The 17,255-nt window shown below is 59.7% G+C and carries 14 protein-coding genes; 5 read left to right on the top strand and 9 right to left on the bottom strand.

Translation table 11 applies throughout. The annotated features are described in order from the left end of the window. Positions 1-34: 34 nt before the first annotated feature. Entirely contained in the window at positions 35-202 is a 168-nt protein-coding gene (gene rpmG / locus EPK99_RS09530; RefSeq protein WP_003547442.1) for a 50S ribosomal protein L33, read from the top strand. Positions 203-684: 482 nt separating this feature from the next. On the opposite strand, the gene EPK99_RS09540 is transcribed toward rpmG, so the two are convergent. Together EPK99_RS09540 and EPK99_RS09545 are read right to left on the bottom strand one after the other, a co-directional pair. Continuing rightward, positions 685-2,055, bottom strand: a complete 1,371-nt coding sequence (locus tag EPK99_RS09540; protein ID WP_128442795.1) for a PleD family two-component system response regulator — start codon at positions 2,053-2,055, stop codon at positions 685-687. 10 nt (positions 2,056-2,065) lie between these two features. After that, the gene (locus EPK99_RS09545; protein ID WP_128442796.1) at positions 2,066-2,437 is read right to left on the bottom strand and encodes a response regulator; all 372 of its coding nucleotides are present in this window, start codon (positions 2,435-2,437) and stop codon (positions 2,066-2,068) included. A 131-nt stretch (positions 2,438-2,568) separates the two neighbouring features. On the opposite strand from EPK99_RS09545, the gene EPK99_RS09550 reads away from it, so the two are divergent. The 4 genes from EPK99_RS09550 (at position 2,569) to EPK99_RS09565 (ending at position 6,392) form a co-directional block, all read left to right on the top strand. Continuing rightward, positions 2,569-2,877, top strand: coding sequence for a DUF3572 domain-containing protein (locus EPK99_RS09550; protein ID WP_128443385.1), 309 nt, complete (start codon positions 2,569-2,571; stop codon positions 2,875-2,877). A 1-nt stretch (position 2,878) separates the two neighbouring features. Next, positions 2,879-3,535, top strand: coding sequence for a hypothetical protein (locus EPK99_RS09555; protein WP_128442797.1), 657 nt, complete (start codon positions 2,879-2,881; stop codon positions 3,533-3,535). Positions 3,536-3,614: 79 nt separating this feature from the next. Continuing rightward, entirely contained in the window at positions 3,615-4,907 is a 1,293-nt protein-coding gene (locus EPK99_RS09560; RefSeq protein WP_128442798.1) for a DNA polymerase IV, read from the top strand. Between the two features lie 108 nt (positions 4,908-5,015). Beyond that, positions 5,016-6,392: a L,D-transpeptidase family protein gene (locus tag EPK99_RS09565; protein WP_128442799.1), complete on the top strand. Its 1,377-nt coding sequence runs from the start codon at positions 5,016-5,018 to the stop codon at positions 6,390-6,392. A gap of 18 nt (positions 6,393-6,410) precedes the next feature. Here EPK99_RS09565 and dnaE read toward each other — a convergent pair whose 3' ends face one another. The 7 genes from dnaE to EPK99_RS09600 all read right to left on the bottom strand — a co-directional run bounded on the left by dnaE (position 6,411) and on the right by EPK99_RS09600 (position 17,253). Then, entirely contained in the window at positions 6,411-9,908 is a 3,498-nt protein-coding gene (dnaE, locus tag EPK99_RS09570) for a DNA polymerase III subunit alpha (RefSeq protein WP_128442800.1), read from the bottom strand. Positions 9,909-10,336: 428 nt separating this feature from the next. Continuing rightward, entirely contained in the window at positions 10,337-11,020 is a 684-nt protein-coding gene (locus EPK99_RS09575; protein WP_128442801.1) for an ABC transporter ATP-binding protein, read from the bottom strand. 12 nt (positions 11,021-11,032) lie between these two features. Next, positions 11,033-12,340 carry a lipoprotein-releasing ABC transporter permease subunit gene (locus tag EPK99_RS09580; RefSeq protein WP_128442802.1) on the bottom strand — a complete coding sequence of 436 codons (1,308 nt, stop codon included), beginning with the start codon at positions 12,338-12,340 and terminating at the stop codon, positions 11,033-11,035. 174 nt (positions 12,341-12,514) lie between these two features. Continuing rightward, a complete protein-coding gene (gene proS, locus EPK99_RS09585; protein ID WP_128442803.1) occupies positions 12,515-13,837 on the bottom strand; it encodes a proline--tRNA ligase in 1,323 nt (440 codons plus the stop codon). Positions 13,838-14,363: 526 nt separating this feature from the next. Continuing rightward, positions 14,364-14,633 (bottom strand): DUF1467 family protein, encoded by a 270-nt coding sequence (locus EPK99_RS09590; RefSeq protein WP_128442804.1) that lies wholly within the window; start codon positions 14,631-14,633, stop codon positions 14,364-14,366. Positions 14,634-14,804: 171 nt separating this feature from the next. After that, positions 14,805-16,472: a ribonuclease J gene (locus EPK99_RS09595; RefSeq protein ID WP_128442805.1), complete on the bottom strand. Its 1,668-nt coding sequence runs from the start codon at positions 16,470-16,472 to the stop codon at positions 14,805-14,807. 7 nt (positions 16,473-16,479) lie between these two features. Further along, positions 16,480-17,253 carry a biotin--[acetyl-CoA-carboxylase] ligase gene (locus EPK99_RS09600; protein ID WP_128442806.1) on the bottom strand — a complete coding sequence of 258 codons (774 nt, stop codon included), beginning with the start codon at positions 17,251-17,253 and terminating at the stop codon, positions 16,480-16,482. Positions 17,254-17,255: the final 2 nt, after the last annotated feature.

Consider the following 17,255-nt stretch of genomic DNA (forward strand, 5'->3'; position numbering starts at 1 on the left):
CCGCGGCTTCATTTTTATCAGAGGCAAAACCACCATGGCGAAAGCTACGACCATCAAGATCAAGCTGCTGTCCACGGCTGACACCGGTTTCTTCTACGTGACGACGAAGAACAGCCGTACGATGACCGACAAGATGACCAAGACCAAGTACGATCCGGTCGCCAAGAAGCATGTCGAATTCAAGGAAACAAAGATCAAGTAAGCCTTGATCTTTGGGTCTACCGCAAAGGCGCAGGCTGTGATGGCCGGCGCCTTTTCTTTTTGTGGTTGAAAAAGCTTCTGAGTCTCGATAACGCAAAAAAACGCCGCTGTTCATAACAACGGCGTTTTTTGATTGGGGGTCGACCAACAAGCAATCACGGCACGAGGAACCGCTTTGGTATGCCTGCCGGTCGACCGACCCCACGACCCAGGAGATGCGGCGGACCTGAGCATCATGGGGTATCCTGATCCCTCTCGGGATGTTTTCGTCCGGGCCAAAATTGCGCAGAACGATGATAAAATCAATGTAATCTTAACTGCGCCGACGTTCCGTCTGCTTTGTTGGTTAAAATCCGGACAGATAAGGAGGTTTTGCTTCGATTTGTTAAGGATAACGTGCAGCGCGGACAGTCACCATGTGAATTTTTCATCACACTTGCTCACATGTGCTTTATCGCACAGCCTAATCTATCCTGCCCGCCATCAGGCTGCTGCGGCAACCACGCGGTTGCGGCCAGCATTCTTGGCTTCGTAGAGCGCCCGGTCAGCCTGCTTCAGCAATTGCTCAGGGGTTTCCGCCCCCATGATGTTTGACGAAATGCCGAGCGACGCGGTGATGTTGATGGCGACGCCTGCAGCCTTCAACTGGAAGGGGCTGCGCTCGATCGTGTCGCGCAGCCGCTCGGCAATTGACGCCGCCGAGACGGCATCCGTGTCGGGCATCACCAATACGAACTCTTCGCCACCGTATCGGCAAGCGAGATCGGCACCTCGGACGGTCGATCGTATCCGGGCCGCAAACTCACGCAACACCTCATCGCCAGCGTCGTGGCCATAGGTGTCGTTGACGGCCTTGAACCGGTCGATATCCGTGATGCAAACAGAAAGAGGACGTGAACGGGCGGAGGCCCGGTTGAACAGCACCTTGAGGTGGTTGTCGAGATAACGGCGGTTGTGGAGCCCGGTCAGCGCATCGGTGACGGCAAGCTCGATCGTCTGGCGAAGACTCATGCGCAGCCGGTCGTTGTAGCGCTTGCGCTTGATCTGGGTCAGCGTGCGGGCCACCAGCTCGTTCGGATCGATCGGCCGCACGATATAGTCGTTGACGCCGAGATCGAGTGCTCGCACGACCACCTCGTCAGCCCCCAGTTCGGTAACCAGGAGCATGGGCAGGAAACGGGTCCGTTCCAGCGAGCGGAGTTGCGAGCAGAGTCGCAGCGGGTCATACTCGTCGATGGCGGCATTGACGATCACAAGGTCGAACGGATTCTCAGCCGCTTCGAACAGCGCCGCCTGGGGATCGGACATGGCCGTCACTCGGGCAACCGGCTTCAGCGTACGGACGATGCGCTCCTGGGAGCTTGCACGGCTATCCACCAGCAGCACCTGCCCCACCTCTTCGCGCCCGTCCACGCCCTTCAGCATGTCCTCCAGAACGATGTTATGGGCTGTGTCCGCGCGCATGCGCAATTCGTCGCTGAGCGTCTTCAGCCGCACCAGGCTCTTCACGCGCGAAATCAGCTGCAGGTCATTGACCGGCTTGGTCAGGAAATCGTCGGCACCCGCTTTCAAGCCGCGAACCCGGTCCGACGGCTGGTCCAGCGCCGTCACCATGACGACAGGGATATGGGCGGTGCGGGGATTGGTCTTCAGGCGCTCGCAGACCTCGAACCCGTCTATCCCCGGCATCATGACGTCGAGAAGGATGACGTCTACAGAGGTATTTTCGCAGATTGACAGCGCTTTATAACCATCGTCGGCCGTCAGCACGTCGAAATATTCGGCAAGCAGCCGGGCTTCCAAGAGCTTGAGGTTGGCAGGGATATCGTCGACGACGAGGATGCGTGCTGTCATGACCGGTCCTTCATGCGTCGCCGAGATAGGTCTTGATCGTCTCGATAAACTTCGGCACCGAGATCGGCTTGGAGACGTAAGCTTCGCAGCCACCTTGGCGGATACGCTCCTCATCACCCTTCATGGCGAAGGCGGTCACCGCAATAACAGGAATGACGTGCAGTTCGTCGTCTTCCTTGAGCCATTTGGTGACCTCCAGCCCCGAAACCTCGGGAAGCTGAATATCCATGAGGATCAGGTCCGGACGATATTTGCGGGCGAGGTCAAGCGCTTCCATGCCATTGCGTGTCTGGACCGTCTCATAGCCTGACGCTTCGATGAGATCGCGGAAGAGCTTCATGTTCAGCTCGTTGTCTTCGACAATCATGACCCGTTTGGGCATGGAGACTCGTTCCTTAAATCGCGGCTTGCAAGCATGGGTTCAGCATATAAGTTCTCCGGGTGGTCGATTCCCAGAGCCGCGTTCGAACTAAGGTAAGATCATTTAGTTGAAAAAGAGGTAACCGATTGGCGATGCGGATGGATTACAGCGGCAATCGCAACGAGGCCGCACAGGCCGAGGAGATCGCCGGGGCCGTTCTTGGCTGGCTGGCCGGTGATCCCGAAATGCTCGGCCGCTTCTTGGCGCTGTCCGGAGTTCAGCCTCAGCAATTGCGTGACGCCGTCGCCGATCCGCAGTTCCTGGCAGGCATGATCGACTTCCTGATGGGCCACGAACCGACGCTGATGGCCTTTTGCGAAGCAACTGGAACAAAGCCGGAAGCGGTAGCGGCCGCCTCCCACTATTACACGAAGCCGGGCTTCGGGTCGGGCGAATACTGATATGGGTGAGATTCTCGACCTGTCGCATGTCCGCCTTTCGGATAGACCGCTCATTGTCTGCGACGTGGACGACGTCGTTCTGCACTTCGCAGCACCCTTCCAGGATTTTCTGCGCGGCGGCGGCCATGAACTCATCCCCCGCTCGTTTCGCCTGACCGGCAATATCGTCTCGATCGAAACTCAGGTCGCACTGGAGCATCAGGACGTGCGCCAGTTGATCGAGGCTTTCTTCGAGGCCCAGGAGAGCCATCAGGTTCCGTTCGAACAGGTGGTGGATACGCTGTGCAGCCTTTCCGGCGAGGCGGACATCGTCTTCCTGACGGCCATGCCGCCACGCTTCCGCGAGCAGAGGCGACGGCTTCTCGACAGGCTCGGGCTGGAGTTTCCCCTGGTTGCAAGCGAAGAAGCAAAGGGGCCGATCCTGCGAAAGCTGCATGGAACACGGCCCCTGCCCTGCGTCTTCATCGATGACATGGTCCATAACCTGCAGTCGGTGCAGGACCATGTGCCCGAATGCCTGATCCTGCACATGATGCCGGATTCGGCCCTTCATATGCTTGCTCCCAAGGCTGCCGATGATGTTGCCCGTGCGCTGGACTGGCCGCATGCAGCCGAACTGATCCGCACCCATTTCCGGCAAAATGCGCGTCCTGCATAACACTGGCCTCTACGCCGTTGCTGCTTGAGACTCGTCCACCCTATGGCTATGGTGACGGTGTTCAACATTTGTTCCGGCAATGACCTCGGCAACCCAAAGGCAACCCTTTTTCTGTCGCGACTGCTTGGCGGAGCAGAAGAGCGAGACCCGCCGCTGCCGCAACTGCGGGAGCCCGCGGCTGCTTGCCCACAAGGAACTTTACGACCTCACCCTGGCGCATGTGGATTGCGACGCCTTCTACGCGACGATCGAGAAGCGGGACAATCCGGAGCTGGCCGAGCGGCCGGTGATCATCGGCGGCGGCAAGCGCGGCGTCGTCTCCACCGCCTGCTACATAGCCCGTATCAACGGGGTGCGATCCGCCATGCCCATGTTCAAGGCTCTCGAGCTGTGCCCTGACGCGGTCGTCATCCCGCCCAATATGGAAAAGTATGCGAGCGTCGGTCGGCAGGTCCGCGCCCTGATGCAAGACCTGACGCCGCTCGTGCAACCGCTCTCCATCGATGAAGCCTTCCTCGAGCTCGCGGGCACCCAGCAACTGCACCGGGACCCGCCGGCCCGGACCCTAGCGAAATTCACCAAGCGTGTGGAGAACGAACTTGGAATCACGATCTCCGTCGGTCTTTCCTATTGCAAATTCCTCGCGAAGGTTGCCTCGGACCTGCAGAAGCCTCGCGGCTTCTCGGTGATCGGCCGCGAGGAAGCTGTCGAATTTCTTGCTCCCCGGCCGGTCACGACCATTTGGGGAGTGGGGCGCGCCTTCAACGGCACCCTGGAGGCGGACGGCATCCGCACCATCGGCCAGTTGCAGACCATGGACGAGGCTATGCTCATGCGGCGCTATGGCGTTATGGGACAGCGGCTCTATCGCTTGGCGCGCGGCATCGACGATCGCGAGGTGCATCCCAATGATCCCGCTAAAAGTGTCTCGGCCGAGACGACCTTTTTTGACGACATCTCGCGCTATGATGACCTGGTGCCTATCATGCGCCGGCTTTCGGAGAAGGTTTCCGCACGCCTGAAGAAGCAGGGCATTGCGGGCCATACCGTCGTCTTGAAGATGAAGAGTGCGGATTTCAAAAGCCGTACCCGTAATCGAAGGCTGGAGGATCCGACACAACTGGCGGATCGGATTTTCCGGACGGGCCTGATGCTGTTGGAGAAGGAAACGGATGGCACGAAGTTCCGGCTGATCGGGATCGGCGTTACCGATCTTTGTGATCCGGCGCTGGCGGATCCGCCAGATCTGGTGGACCAGAATGCAGGCCGAAGGGCGGCCGCGGAAGCCGCAATGGATAAGCTGAGGGACAAGTTCGGCAAGGCGGCGGTGGAAACCGGCTACACTTTTGGCAGCCGCCGCCGCGATCAATGAAATGTGATGCTTCATCCCCATCTGAAGCATGTTTTCGCCGCGACAATAACCTTCCTTAAACCTCGATCGCTGAAAATGGCCGATGTGTATTGCGTATGGGGTCGGTGAATGTTGAGTCGCCTGGTTTTCGGTTTCAGTCTCTTGTCGGCGACCATGCTGTCGCATGCAGCTTTCGCGGAAAATCCCCGCGCGCTGCAGATCATCGTGTCCAAGGAAAAACAGTCGCTGGTTGTTTATGACGGCGAAACCGTGATCGCGACATCCAAGGTGTCGAGCGGCAAGGCCGGACATACGACGCCCGGAGGAATATTTTCCATTCTTGCCAAGGAAAAATACCACGAGTCGAACATCTATTCGAACGCACCCATGCCCTGGATGCAGCGGCTGACCTGGTCGGGCATCGCGCTGCATGAAGGCGTCGTGCCGAATTATCCGGCTTCCCATGGCTGCATCCGCCTGCCAAAGGCCTTCGCTCTGTCGCTCTACCGGATGACCGAAGCCGGAGCCCATGTGATTGTGACCGATGCGCCCGTCGTGCCGGAGCGGATCGAGGACGTCACCCTGTTCCAGCCACACAAGCCGCTGCCGAGCGGGCCACTATTGTCCGATACGCAACTTCGGACGTCCTCCATCCGCGCACGCGGAAAACCGGTGGAAGTGGCCATGAACGTGACGCCGGACAATCCGGCCATCGTGCACGACACAGCTCCCGCGCAGCCGATGGCACCGCCGGCATCATATCCGGAAACCGCCGACGCCGACCCGAATGGGGCGCCATTGCGCATTCTCATCACGCGCCGCGGCGACCGCGAGACGCTGATGGACGCCCAGGTCCTTCTTGAGGAGCTTGGCTTCGACACCGGCGGCAGCGATGGTTTTGCCGGTCCGATGACTCGAGATGCGATTGCCGGCTTCAAGCGTTGGAAGAACCTTTCCACAAAAGGAACCCTGGTCAGCGCCGAATTCATCGATACGCTCTATGCAGCCGCAGGGCAGCCAAAGCCGCCGGCAGGCCAGATCATGGTGCGGCAGAACTTCAAGCCGCTGTTCGAGGCTGCGGTCGGCATCAAAGACCCGGAAATCGCGCTCGGGACGCATCTTATTACCGCAGATAAAGTGGACCGGCAGGACGAGACGGCGGAATGGCATGCCATCACACTGCCGAACGAGCTTCCCGCAGCTACGATGCAGCGGCTACGGATCAAGGTCGCGAACGAGCCTTCGGTGACCGATTCCGCCAGGGCTGCCCTCGACCGCATTGATATTCCGGAGGACATCCGCGATCGGATCGAAACCACGATGACCGACGGCACCTCGATCACCATCAACGACCAGGGGCTTGGGCCGGACACGGGCAACGGCACCGACTTCATTACCATCACCAAGTCACAGCCGGACACCGCCATGGTGGAAGAGGTGTCGGAAAAGCCTCAGGCAACCAGCACCCGATCGGTTATCAAGCACCGCGCGATCGGCCTCTATTGACGACCAATCCGGTGGAGCTCAAACGAGCTCCACATCGAGAACCCCCGGCGCTGTCTTCAGCGCTGCAGCGATTTCCGGCGAAATGCGATATTTCTCCGTCAGCTCCACCTCGATCTCGCGCTTGCCGTCGTCCTTAATGATGACGAAGGATACCAGCCCATCCCCCTTGGCGTTGAGATGGCGTGTCACCGCCTTCAACGGGCCGGAATCCCGAACATAGACGCGCAAAGCCTTCTGCATCTGGACCGATTTTTCTTCCAGCGACTGGGCGGTCTGGATGCGCAAACCGATTCCTTCCGGCCGCTCTTCCGCCTGCACGGTGATGACCAGCGACTTGCCGGGCTCTAGCAGATCCCGGTATTGCGCAAGGCCCTCCGAAAACAGAACCGCTTCGAACTGCCCGGACGAATCCGAGAAGGTTACGATGCCCATCTTGTTGCCGGTGCGTGTCTTGCGCTCCTGTCGGCCGGTCACCGTGCCGGCGAGACGCCCCGCCGTTGCCCCTTGCCGGACGGCGCCCGAGAAATCCGCAAAGGTTTGCACCCGCATCTTGGCAAGCACGTTTGCATAGGCGTCGAGCGGATGGGCTGACAGATAGAAGCCGAGAACCTGATATTCCCGCATCAGCTTTTCCGAAGGCATCCATGGGTCGAAGGCCGGGAAAACCAGCGTTTCCGGTCCAGATGCGGAAGATGAGCCGAACATGTCGTGCTGCCCGCTGGTCTTTTCGCCCTGCGCGCGCTGTGCATAACCGATGATCCGGTCAAGGCCGGCGATAAGCTCTGACCGATCCCGCCCGAAGCAGTCGAAGGCACCGGCGCAGATCAGGCTTTCCATGACGCGACGGTTGATCTGCTTCGGATCGATCCTCAGGCAGAAATCCTCGATGCTGGCGAACACCGTATCGCCGCGCACGGCGACGATGTGCTCGACAGCCGCTTCGCCGACACCCTTCAGCGCCGCCAACGCGTAATAGATCTTGTTATCGCCCGTCTCGAAATGGCGGAAGGAGGTCTGCACCGAAGGCGGGATCACCTTGATGCCGAGACGGCCGGCATCCTCGCGAAAGTCGTTGATCTTTTCGCTGTTTGCCATGTCGTAGGTCATCGACGCAGCTAGGAACTCGACCGGGTAATGCGCCTTCATGAAGGCCGTCTGATAGGAGACGATCGCATAGGCGGCCGCATGCGACTTGTTAAAGCCGTAATTGGCGAACTTGGCCAGCAATTCGAAGATGTTATTAGCCTGCGGCTTGGAGACGCCGTTCCTGATGGCGCCACCGACAAAGCGTTCGCTCTGCTGGTCCATCTCCGCCTTGATCTTCTTGCCCATCGCGCGGCGCAACAGGTCGGCCTCGCCGAGCGAATAGCCCGACAGGACCTGGGCGATCTGCATCACCTGCTCCTGGTAGACGATGACCCCTTGCGTCTCCTTCAGAAGATGGTCGATCATCGGATGGATCGACTCGATCTCCTCATCGCCGTGCTTGCGGGCATTGTATGTCGGAATGTTTTCCATCGGCCCCGGGCGATAGAGCGCCACCAGGGCAATGATGTCCTCGATACAGTCGGGCTTCATGCCGATCAGCGCCTTGCGCATGCCGGCACTTTCCACCTGGAACACCCCGACAGTTTCACCGCGGGCCAGCATTTCATAGGTCTTGGTGTCGTCCAGCGGGATCTTGGTGAGGTCGATCTCGATACCGCGCTTGCGGCAGAAATCGACGGCGGTCTTCAGCACCGTCAAGGTCTTCAGGCCAAGGAAGTCGAACTTGACGAGCCCGGCCTGCTCGACCCACTTCATGTTGAACTGCGTGACCGGCATGTCGGAACGCGGGTCCCGGTACATCGGAACGAGCTTCGACAGCGGCCGATCCCCAATCACGATGCCGGCGGCATGGGTCGAGGCGTGCCGGTAGAGCCCCTCGATCTTCTGGGCGATGTCGAGCAGACGCGCGACCACCGGCTCCTTATCCGCCTCCTCCTGGAACTTCGGTTCGTCCTCGATCGCCTTCGACAGCGGCGTCGGATTGGCCGGATTGTTGGGCACCAGCTTGCAGATCCGGTCGACCTGGCCATAGGGCATTTCGAGAACGCGGCCGACGTCCCGCAATGCCGCGCGCGCCTGCAGCGAACCGAAGGTGATGATCTGCGCCACCTGCTCGCGGCCGTATTTCTGCTGCACGTAGCGGATCACCTCTTCGCGGCGGTCCTGGCAAAAGTCGATGTCGAAGTCAGGCATCGACACGCGGTCGGGGTTGAGGAAGCGTTCGAACAGCAAAGAGAAGCGCAGCGGATCGACATCGGTGATGGTCAGCGCATAGGCGACCAGCGAACCAGCACCGGATCCACGACCGGGACCGACCGGAATGCCCTGCATCTTTGCCCATTTGATGAAGTCGGCAACGATCAGGAAGTAGCCCGGGAATTTCATCTTCTCGATGACGCTGAGCTCGAAATCCAGTCGCTCGCGATAATCCTGCTCAGTGTAGCCCACCGTCATACCCAGGGTCGCGATACGCTCTTCCAGCCCCTCGACTGCCTGACGGCGCAGTTCCGCGGATTCGGCCCGATCGGCCTCCTCTGGATCGGCGGATGCACCGGTGAAGCGCGGCAGGATCGGGCTGCGCGTCTGCAGCACGAAGGAGCAGCGATGCGCGATCTCGACCGTGTTCTCAAGCGCCTCCGGCAAGTCTGCGAAAAGCTTCGCCATTTCGGCCTGGCTTTTCATGTAGTGATCGGGCGTCAGGCGGAAGCGCCGGTCGTCCGAGACGATCGCATTATGCGCCACCGCCATCAGCGCATCATGCGCGTCATAATCCGCCTTCGTGGGAAAAAAGGCTTCGTTGGTCGCAACCAGCGGCACGTCGTGCTGGTAGGCCAGCGCCACAAGTCTCTGCTCGAGGCGGCGGTCATAGGCCCCGTGCCGCTGCAGTTCTATATAAAGCCGATCACCAAAAATCCGCTTCAGCGTCAGCAGCCGCGCCTCCGCCAGCGTCCCATTGCCGTCCTTCAGAGGAATATCGACCGGGCCGCCTACGGAGCCCGTGAGCGCGATCAGCCCTTCCATACCGCCGTCCTCCAACCACGAGCGGCGAACATGTATGGAAGTATGTCCCTCGCCACTCAGATAGGCACGGCTGACGAGATCCACCAGCCGTTCATAGCCGACGGCATTGGCGGCCAGAAGCACGATCGCCGGCAGCTTGACGAGCTGCTGCTGGCCATTTCGCCGCTCCTCACCCTGGTCCTCCATGTCGATCGAAAGCTGACAGCCGATGATCGGCTGCAGACCTTCGCCGATCGCCTTCTGAGCAAATTCCAGGGCGACGAAGAGATTGTTGGTGTCGGTTATGGCAAGCGCCGGCTGACTGTCCGACACTGCTTTGGAGAGGATCTTCTTGAGCGGCAGCGCTCCTTCGAGAAGGGAATAAGCGGAATGAACACGCAGATGCACGAATTGCGGGGCTTTCCCCAGCTTTTCTACCGCCTGCCTGTCATCCAAAATCGCTGCCATGTCCACGCCACACCCATCTCATGAATCGGGTCATTTTCGGGCGCGGGCACCGGAGAGTCCAGCTGCGAATTCCGTTCTTAACGGTTTCGGTCAGACGCTACATCACCAGCACGATCATCGACAGGCTAGCGACGAATGTGGCGATGGAAGCGAATGCAGCAATGTCACGAAGCAGGTCAGTCATTGTCGTCTCCCGTTCTTGTATGTTTTTATTTTGTTCTCTATTTGTCCGGAAGTCAACAAGGAGAACAGAAGGAGAATATCACGGGGTCGATTATGGTTAAGAGAGAGAGCAATGACGTGAGACCTACCCCACCGCTCTTATGCGGGCCGGGCGCGGGTAATCTTCTTATGGAGATCAATGGATGTCTGGGTCGTGCATCCGCGACGTGGCGCGGGCAATAATGGGTGGCGAGCCACCCAGCATCCTACATCTCGACGACTTTGCCGCCCTCGATTGTAATGCGGCGGTCCATGCGCTGGGCAAGATCGTGGTTGTGGGTTGCGATCAGGGCCGCGAGGCCGGATTGACGCACTAGGGCCTCCAGTGCATCGAAGACATAGGACGCTGTCGTCGGGTCGAGATTGCCGGTCGGTTCGTCGGCCAGCAGCACCCGCGGGGCATTGGCGACCGCCCGAGCTATCGCCACGCGCTGCTGTTCACCTCCGGAAAGCTCTGCCGGCCGATGGTCGCCGCGATGCCCGATCCGCATGTAGTCGAGCAGTTGACCGGCGCGTTCCGCAGCTTCCGCCTTGGTGAGCCCTGCAATGAGCTGCGGCATCATAATGTTTTCCAACGCCGTAAACTCGGGCAGCAGGTGGTGAAACTGGTAGACGAAGCCGATTTCGTTGCGGCGGATTGCGGTCCGCTCGTCATCGGACAGGCCGTTGCAGGCACGCCCCCTCATGGTGACTTCGCCGGCGTCCGGATGCTCGAGCAGCCCCGCCAGATGCAGGAGCGTCGATTTGCCCGTCCCGGACGGGGCAACCAGCGCGACGATCTCGCCGCTATTCAGCTCGAAATCTGCACCGTTCAGGATCGAAAGCGTGGTTTCGCCCTGACCATAGTGACGCTCTACGCCCGAAAGCTGCAAAACGGGTTTGCGTGGCATATGAACCTCAATCTATTCGTAGCGGAGAGCCTGGACCGGATCGAGCCGCGAGGCACGCCAGGCCGGGAAAATGGTGGCGATGAAGGAGAGCACGAGAGCCATCCCGACAACGGACAATGTCTCGCTCAGGCTCATTTCGGCCGGGAGTTCGCTCAGGAAATAGAGTTCCGGATTGAACAGCACCGTACCCGAGAGCCAGGAGAAGAACTGCCGGATCGACTCGATGTTGAGGCAGACCAGTACGCCGAGAAGCACGCCGGCAATCGTGCCGACAATGCCGATCGCAGCGCCGGTCATGAAGAAGATACGCATGACGGCGCCGGACCCTGCCCCCATGGTGCGAAGAATGGCGATGTCGCTGCCCTTGTCCTTCACCAGCATGATGAGACCCGAAATAATGTTGAGCGCGGCCACCAGCACGATCAGCGTCAGGATCATGAACATCACGTTCCGCTCCACTTGAAGTGCCGAGAAGAAGGTTTGGTTTCGCTGCCGCCAATCGGTAACCAAGATCGGCCGGCCGGCCGCAGTCTCGATGAGCGGACGCAGGTCGTCCACCGCGTCCGGATCGTCCACGAAAAGCTCGATCGATTGAACGATACCGTCCGCATTGAAGTAGTTCTGGGATTCCTCCAGCGGCATGTAGATGATCGTCGCGTCGTACTCCGACATGCCGATCTCGAAAATACCGGAAACCGGATAGGATTTGACCCGCGGGTTGACGCCCATCGGTGTCACGTCGCCTTCCGGCGAGATCAGCGTGATCTGGTCGCCGGCCGAGAGGCCGAGCTGGGCCGCAAGCCGCGAACCGACCAGCACCCCTTGCCCCGAGGCAAAGCCCACGATATCGCCGGACTTGATGTTCGAAGACACTTCGTTGAGCTTCTCGAGATCCTCGGGACGCACGCCGCGAACCAGAGCACCGGATCCAGCACCACCGCGCCCGGATGCCAGCGTCTGGCCCTCCACGAGCGGTAGCGCCATCCGCACACCCGGCACAGCTGCAAACTTCTTGGTCAGTTCGGCATAATCGTTGAACGGCGCGTCGATCGGCTGGATGATCATGTGGCCGTTGATACCGAGAATGCGCGAGATCAACTCTGTGCGGAAACCGTTCATCACCGCCATAACGATGATGAGGGTAGCAACACCCAGCATGATGCCGACAAAGGAGAAGCCGGCTATGACGGAGATGAAGGCCTCCTTGCGGCGCGACCGCAGATAGCGCCAGGCGACCATGCGTTCGAAGGCTGAAAACGCGCCGGCCGCTTTCGTCCGTGCAGCCTTCTCCGTCTCACCACTTGCTGCGACGCTCGCCATTTACGCTTCCTCACACGCAAGGCGGAACACAATCCGCCACCGGTTCATATGCCTGCCGCACCTGTCGCCAGACTGGCGCATGCCACTCCGCCACCGTTTCGGCACCGGGTAGATACACAGCTATAGAGGCTTAAGCGCGCCTTTGCGTCCATTCGGAGGCAACGGCGCGCGCCATCAGCCGAGGATGCGATTCAGCGCTGCTTCTGCCGTCATGGTTTCGCGCGCGCCGGTCTTCCGGTCCTTGATTTCGACCTCGCCGCTGGCAGCAGACCGCGGCCCGACGATGATCTGCACTGGCACGCCGATCAAATCCGCCGTCGCAAACTTCGTGCCTGCCCGCTCGTCAGTGTCGTCGTAGAGTACGTCCTTGCCAGCATTGCCGAGGCTCGCATAAAGGCTATCGGAAATCCGATCGCAGGCTTCGTCGCCCGGTTTCATGTTGATGATCACGGCGTCAAATGGCGCAACAGAAGCTGGCCAGATAATGCCGTTTTCGTCATGCGATGCTTCAATGATGGCCGGGACAAGACGCGTCGGGCCGATGCCGTAGGAGCCCATGTGAACAAGGTGCTCCTTACCGTCAGGTCCCTGCACCTTGGCGCCCATGGGCTCGGAATATTTAGTCCCAAAGTAGAAGATATGCCCGACCTCGATGCCGCGCGCCGAAAGCCGATCCGTCTCGGGAATCGCATCGAAAGCGGCTTCGTCGTGCATCTCGGAGGTCGCGGCGTAGACGGATGTCCATTTCTCGAAGATCGCCTGCAACCCGGCAACGTCATCGAAATCGGTGTCGACGGCAGGGATGTCGAAATTCACGAAGTCCTTATGGCTGTAGACTTCGGATTCGCCGGTATCCGCCAGGATGATGAATTCGTGGCTGTGGTTGCCGCCGATCGGACCTGTATCGGCACGCATCGGGATGGCGCGCAGGCCGAGCCTGTCGAACGTGCGCAGATAGGCCACGAACATCTTGTTGTAGGCGTGGACGGCAGCATCCTTGGTAAGATCGAAGGAATAGGCGTCCTTCATCAGGAACTCGCGCGAGCGCATCGTGCCGAAACGGGGGCGGATCTCGTCTCGGAACTTCAGCTGTATATGATAGAGGTTGAGCGGCAGGTTCTTGTAGGACTTGACGTAGGACCGGAAGATGTCCGTGATCATTTCCTCGTTGGTCGGACCGTAGAGCATGGGCCGGTCCTGCCGGTCCTTGATCCGCAGCATTTCCTTGCCATAGGCATCGTAGCGGCCGCTTTCCTGCCAAAGCTCGGCCGACTGTAGCGTCGGCATCAAAAGCTCGACGGCGCCCGCACGGTTCTGCTCCTCGCGAACGATGCCGCAGACCTTGTCCAGAACCTTCTTGCCGAGCGGCAACCAGGAATAGATCCCCTGGCTCTGCTGGCGGATCATCCCTGCGCGCAACATGAGCCGGTGCGAGACGATTTCCGCCTCCTTGGGATTCTCCTTGAGAATGGGCATGAAATAGCGGGAAAGGCGCATTCTTGTTTTCCGAGGTTGCCGGCGTTTCTGTGTGAGAATCGGCCGTTCTGGAGGGCAGGTTAGCGTGCGTTCATAGCCGTTCCGCACCTTCAAGGGAACCCGCTACTATTCTATGCCAACGTCTCTGTTTCACAACAGCGGCAACGACCACCGCTCGAAAAGCGGGAAAATCGTGGCAGAACAACCGATTTTTCCCCAATCGAAATATTTTACGCGAGTGTCACAAAAATACAAAAAAATCGCATGACAAAGCACAACCTTTGAGCTAGGTTTGGCTCACAAAAGAGGCAAGGAGGTTAAATTCTTGCCAATCGCGGTAAAGTCTTGGGAGGATCAGATCTTAGGCGCGCTTATGTCGCAGCCCCGGCAACGGTTAAGGATCACGCGAAACTGGAAAAACAAGGCTTCACCGCCTTGTTTTTTTTTGCCTTTTGAAGCGGCTAATTCGCGGCTCAATTTGCTGTACCGCTGCATGCCTCATTTTGATGACATCCGCATGACGGAAGCCCAAGAAAGCCTGGTGTCGCTAGTCGAAACTCGGCACGATATTTGGGATATTCGCGACGCCCACTCCAAAGTAGCTGGAGAGGAGGTAGTAGCCCCCATAGAGCACCACCGAAATTACTGTCGTCAGAAGCAGCACTCTTCCACCCCGAAAACGGGCAGGCGCGCTTTCAATTGTCCCCAGCGTAATCTCCCCATCTTCTGCCTGGCTGCGGTAGCCGAGCGGCAGGACGATGAAAAGCACAGTCCACCAGAGAACGAAGAAGATGGCGGCAACCGTCAGCAGCGGCATGGTGCGGATCCTGTTGAGAGACTGACTTTATAGAGCATGTGAGGGCAAAAGTGTGCAGCGGTTTTCTGCGACATTTTTTGCAGAGGCGCGTGGCGCAGCGCCCTCACCCGACATGTCTCGCTCGGCCCATCGTCTCTTGCAGAAACGACGGGCAGGGCCCAGTCCTGTGCCTTACACGCGGGTCACGAAAACCGTGACGATCGGCTTCTTGCCCCAGGCTTCATTGGCCGTCGAACGCACGGCACGGCGAATTGCCTCCCGCAGCGTCTCAAGATCCTTGCGGCGCGCCCGTGGGATGCTCTCGACTGCCCCGAGAACGGCGTCGTACAGCGTATCCTCCATCTCTTCCCCCTCGTGGTCGAGCTCCGGCAGGCCGAAGGCTTCGAGATCCGGATCGCCAAGGAAGTCAAAGCGGCTGTCGAGCAGCACGTTGACCGAGACATGGCCGACATAGGAGAGCTTGCGGCGATCATTGATCCCCATCTCCTCCATGTCACCGATCAGCTTGCCATCCTTGAATATGCGGCCATGCGGAGCGTCGCCGATGACTTCTGCCGGTCCGGGCGCGAGCCTCAGGATATTGCCGTTGCGAACACGCGGAATGCTCTGGATGCCGGCCGACGCGCCAAGCGCCGCCTGCGCCGTCAGGTGAGCGGCTTCGCCATGCACGGGCACCAGAATCTGCGGCCGGGTCCACTCGTACATTTTCAGCAATTCGTTGCGGCGGGGATGACCCGAGACGTGTACCAGCGCATCGGTGTCGGTGATGATCTTCACGCCCCGCTCGATGAGGGCATTCTTGATCTCGATGATGCCTTTCTCGTTGCCAGGGATCGTGCGCGACGAAAACACCACCGTATCGCCTGCCGACAGCGCAACATGGCGCATCTCGTCACGGGAAATCTTGGCAAGCGCCGCCCGGGACTCGCCCTGGCTTCCCGTCAGGATCACCACCATCTTGTCGCGCGGAATGTAGCCGTATTCGTCCTCGGCAATGAACGGCTTCAGGCCTTCCATGATCCCGAGGTCCCGCGCCACGGCGACGACACGCTTCAGGGAACTGCCGAGCAGCAGGACTTCGCGACCGGCAGCCTGCGCGGCCTCGGCAATGGAGCGAATACGGCCCACATTGGAAGAGAAGGTCGTGACGGCGACGCGGCCTTCTGCGGCTTCGATGACCTTCCGCAGGCCTTCGGACACCTCCTCTTCGGAAGGCGATACGCCTTCGCGCAGGGCGTTGGTCGAGTCGCACATCAACGCTAGAACGCCTTCGTCACCGATCTTGCGGAACCGGTCTTCGTCGGTCAGCGGGCCAAGCGACGGGGCATGGTCGATCTTCCAGTCGCCCGTATGCACGACAGTGCCGAGCGGCGTGCGGATCACCAGCGACATGGGCTCAGGGATCGAGTGATTGACGCCGACCGCCTCGATGCTGAAAGGACCCACTTCGATGCGGTCCCCAGCTTTGAAGATGGTCACCGGAATATTGGCCCTACCGCCTTCGTAGTTGCGCTTGGCCTCGAGCATGCCGGCCGTAAACGGCGATGCGTAGACGGGAACGTTCAGACCCGGCCACAGATCGTTCATCGCGCCGTAATGGTCCTCATGGGCATGGGTGATGATCATGGCCTTGAGGTTGTTGCGCTCCGCTTTGAGAAAGCGGATGTCCGGCAGCACGAGATCCACGCCCGGCAGATCCAGCCCCGGAAAGGTCACGCCACAATCCACCATGATCCACTGGCGCTTTCCTTGGGCGCCGTAGCCGTAAAGGGCGAGGTTCATGCCGATCTCGCCCACGCCGCCGAGGGGAAGAAACACCAGTTCTTCTTGGTTTGCCATTCGCTACTTATTCCGATCCGTGAAAAAATACGTCACCCGCCGCAATGGGCAACATAATGCCGTCTTTTGTTTCCAATTGCAGAAAGCCATCGTCATTGATACCGGCAAATCGCCCGACAAGCGACCGCTCCGGCAGGTTGACGGTGATGTTTTCCCCAATGCCGCAGGCTATGCTGCGCCAACGCCGGGTCACCTCCCGGGTTCCCTGCCCTTCGTTCCAAAGCTCCAGAACCTCCGCCATCTCCCTGTAAAGATGTGCGAAAACCTCTTGCGCCGAAACACCGGCACGATGGTCGGCAAGACGCGTTACCCCATAAGGCGCATTGTCGGGCATGTGCTGAATATTGATGCCGATGCCCACGACCAGCGCATGGCGACTATTCGGCATGATCTCGCCTTCGATCAGGATGCCGCAGGTCTTGGCGCGGCCGATCAGAATGTCGTTCGGCCATTTCACTTCAAGCGCAGGAGCGCCGGCCGGAAGAACCGACCGGATAGCGCCATGCACGGCTACAGCTACGGCGAGCGGAAGGGAGCCCACCAGATGCGGCGGTGCCGGGTCGAGCATCAGCAACGAGGCGTATAGATTGCCAGGCTCCGACATCCAGGAGCGCCCACGGCGGCCTCGCCCGGCCGTCTGGCGGTCCGCCGTCACCCATAACAAACCGGAATCGCCCGCGCGAGCGCGGGCGAGACATTCGCTATTGGTGGAGCCGACTTCGGACAGCGACTCATGGCGGAAGGCCTCCAATGAGAACCGCCCGTTCCGACCAACTGCCATCC

Source organism: Neorhizobium lilium, assembly GCF_004053875.1.
GTDB classification, from domain to species: Bacteria; Pseudomonadota; Alphaproteobacteria; order Rhizobiales; family Rhizobiaceae; genus Neorhizobium; species Neorhizobium lilii.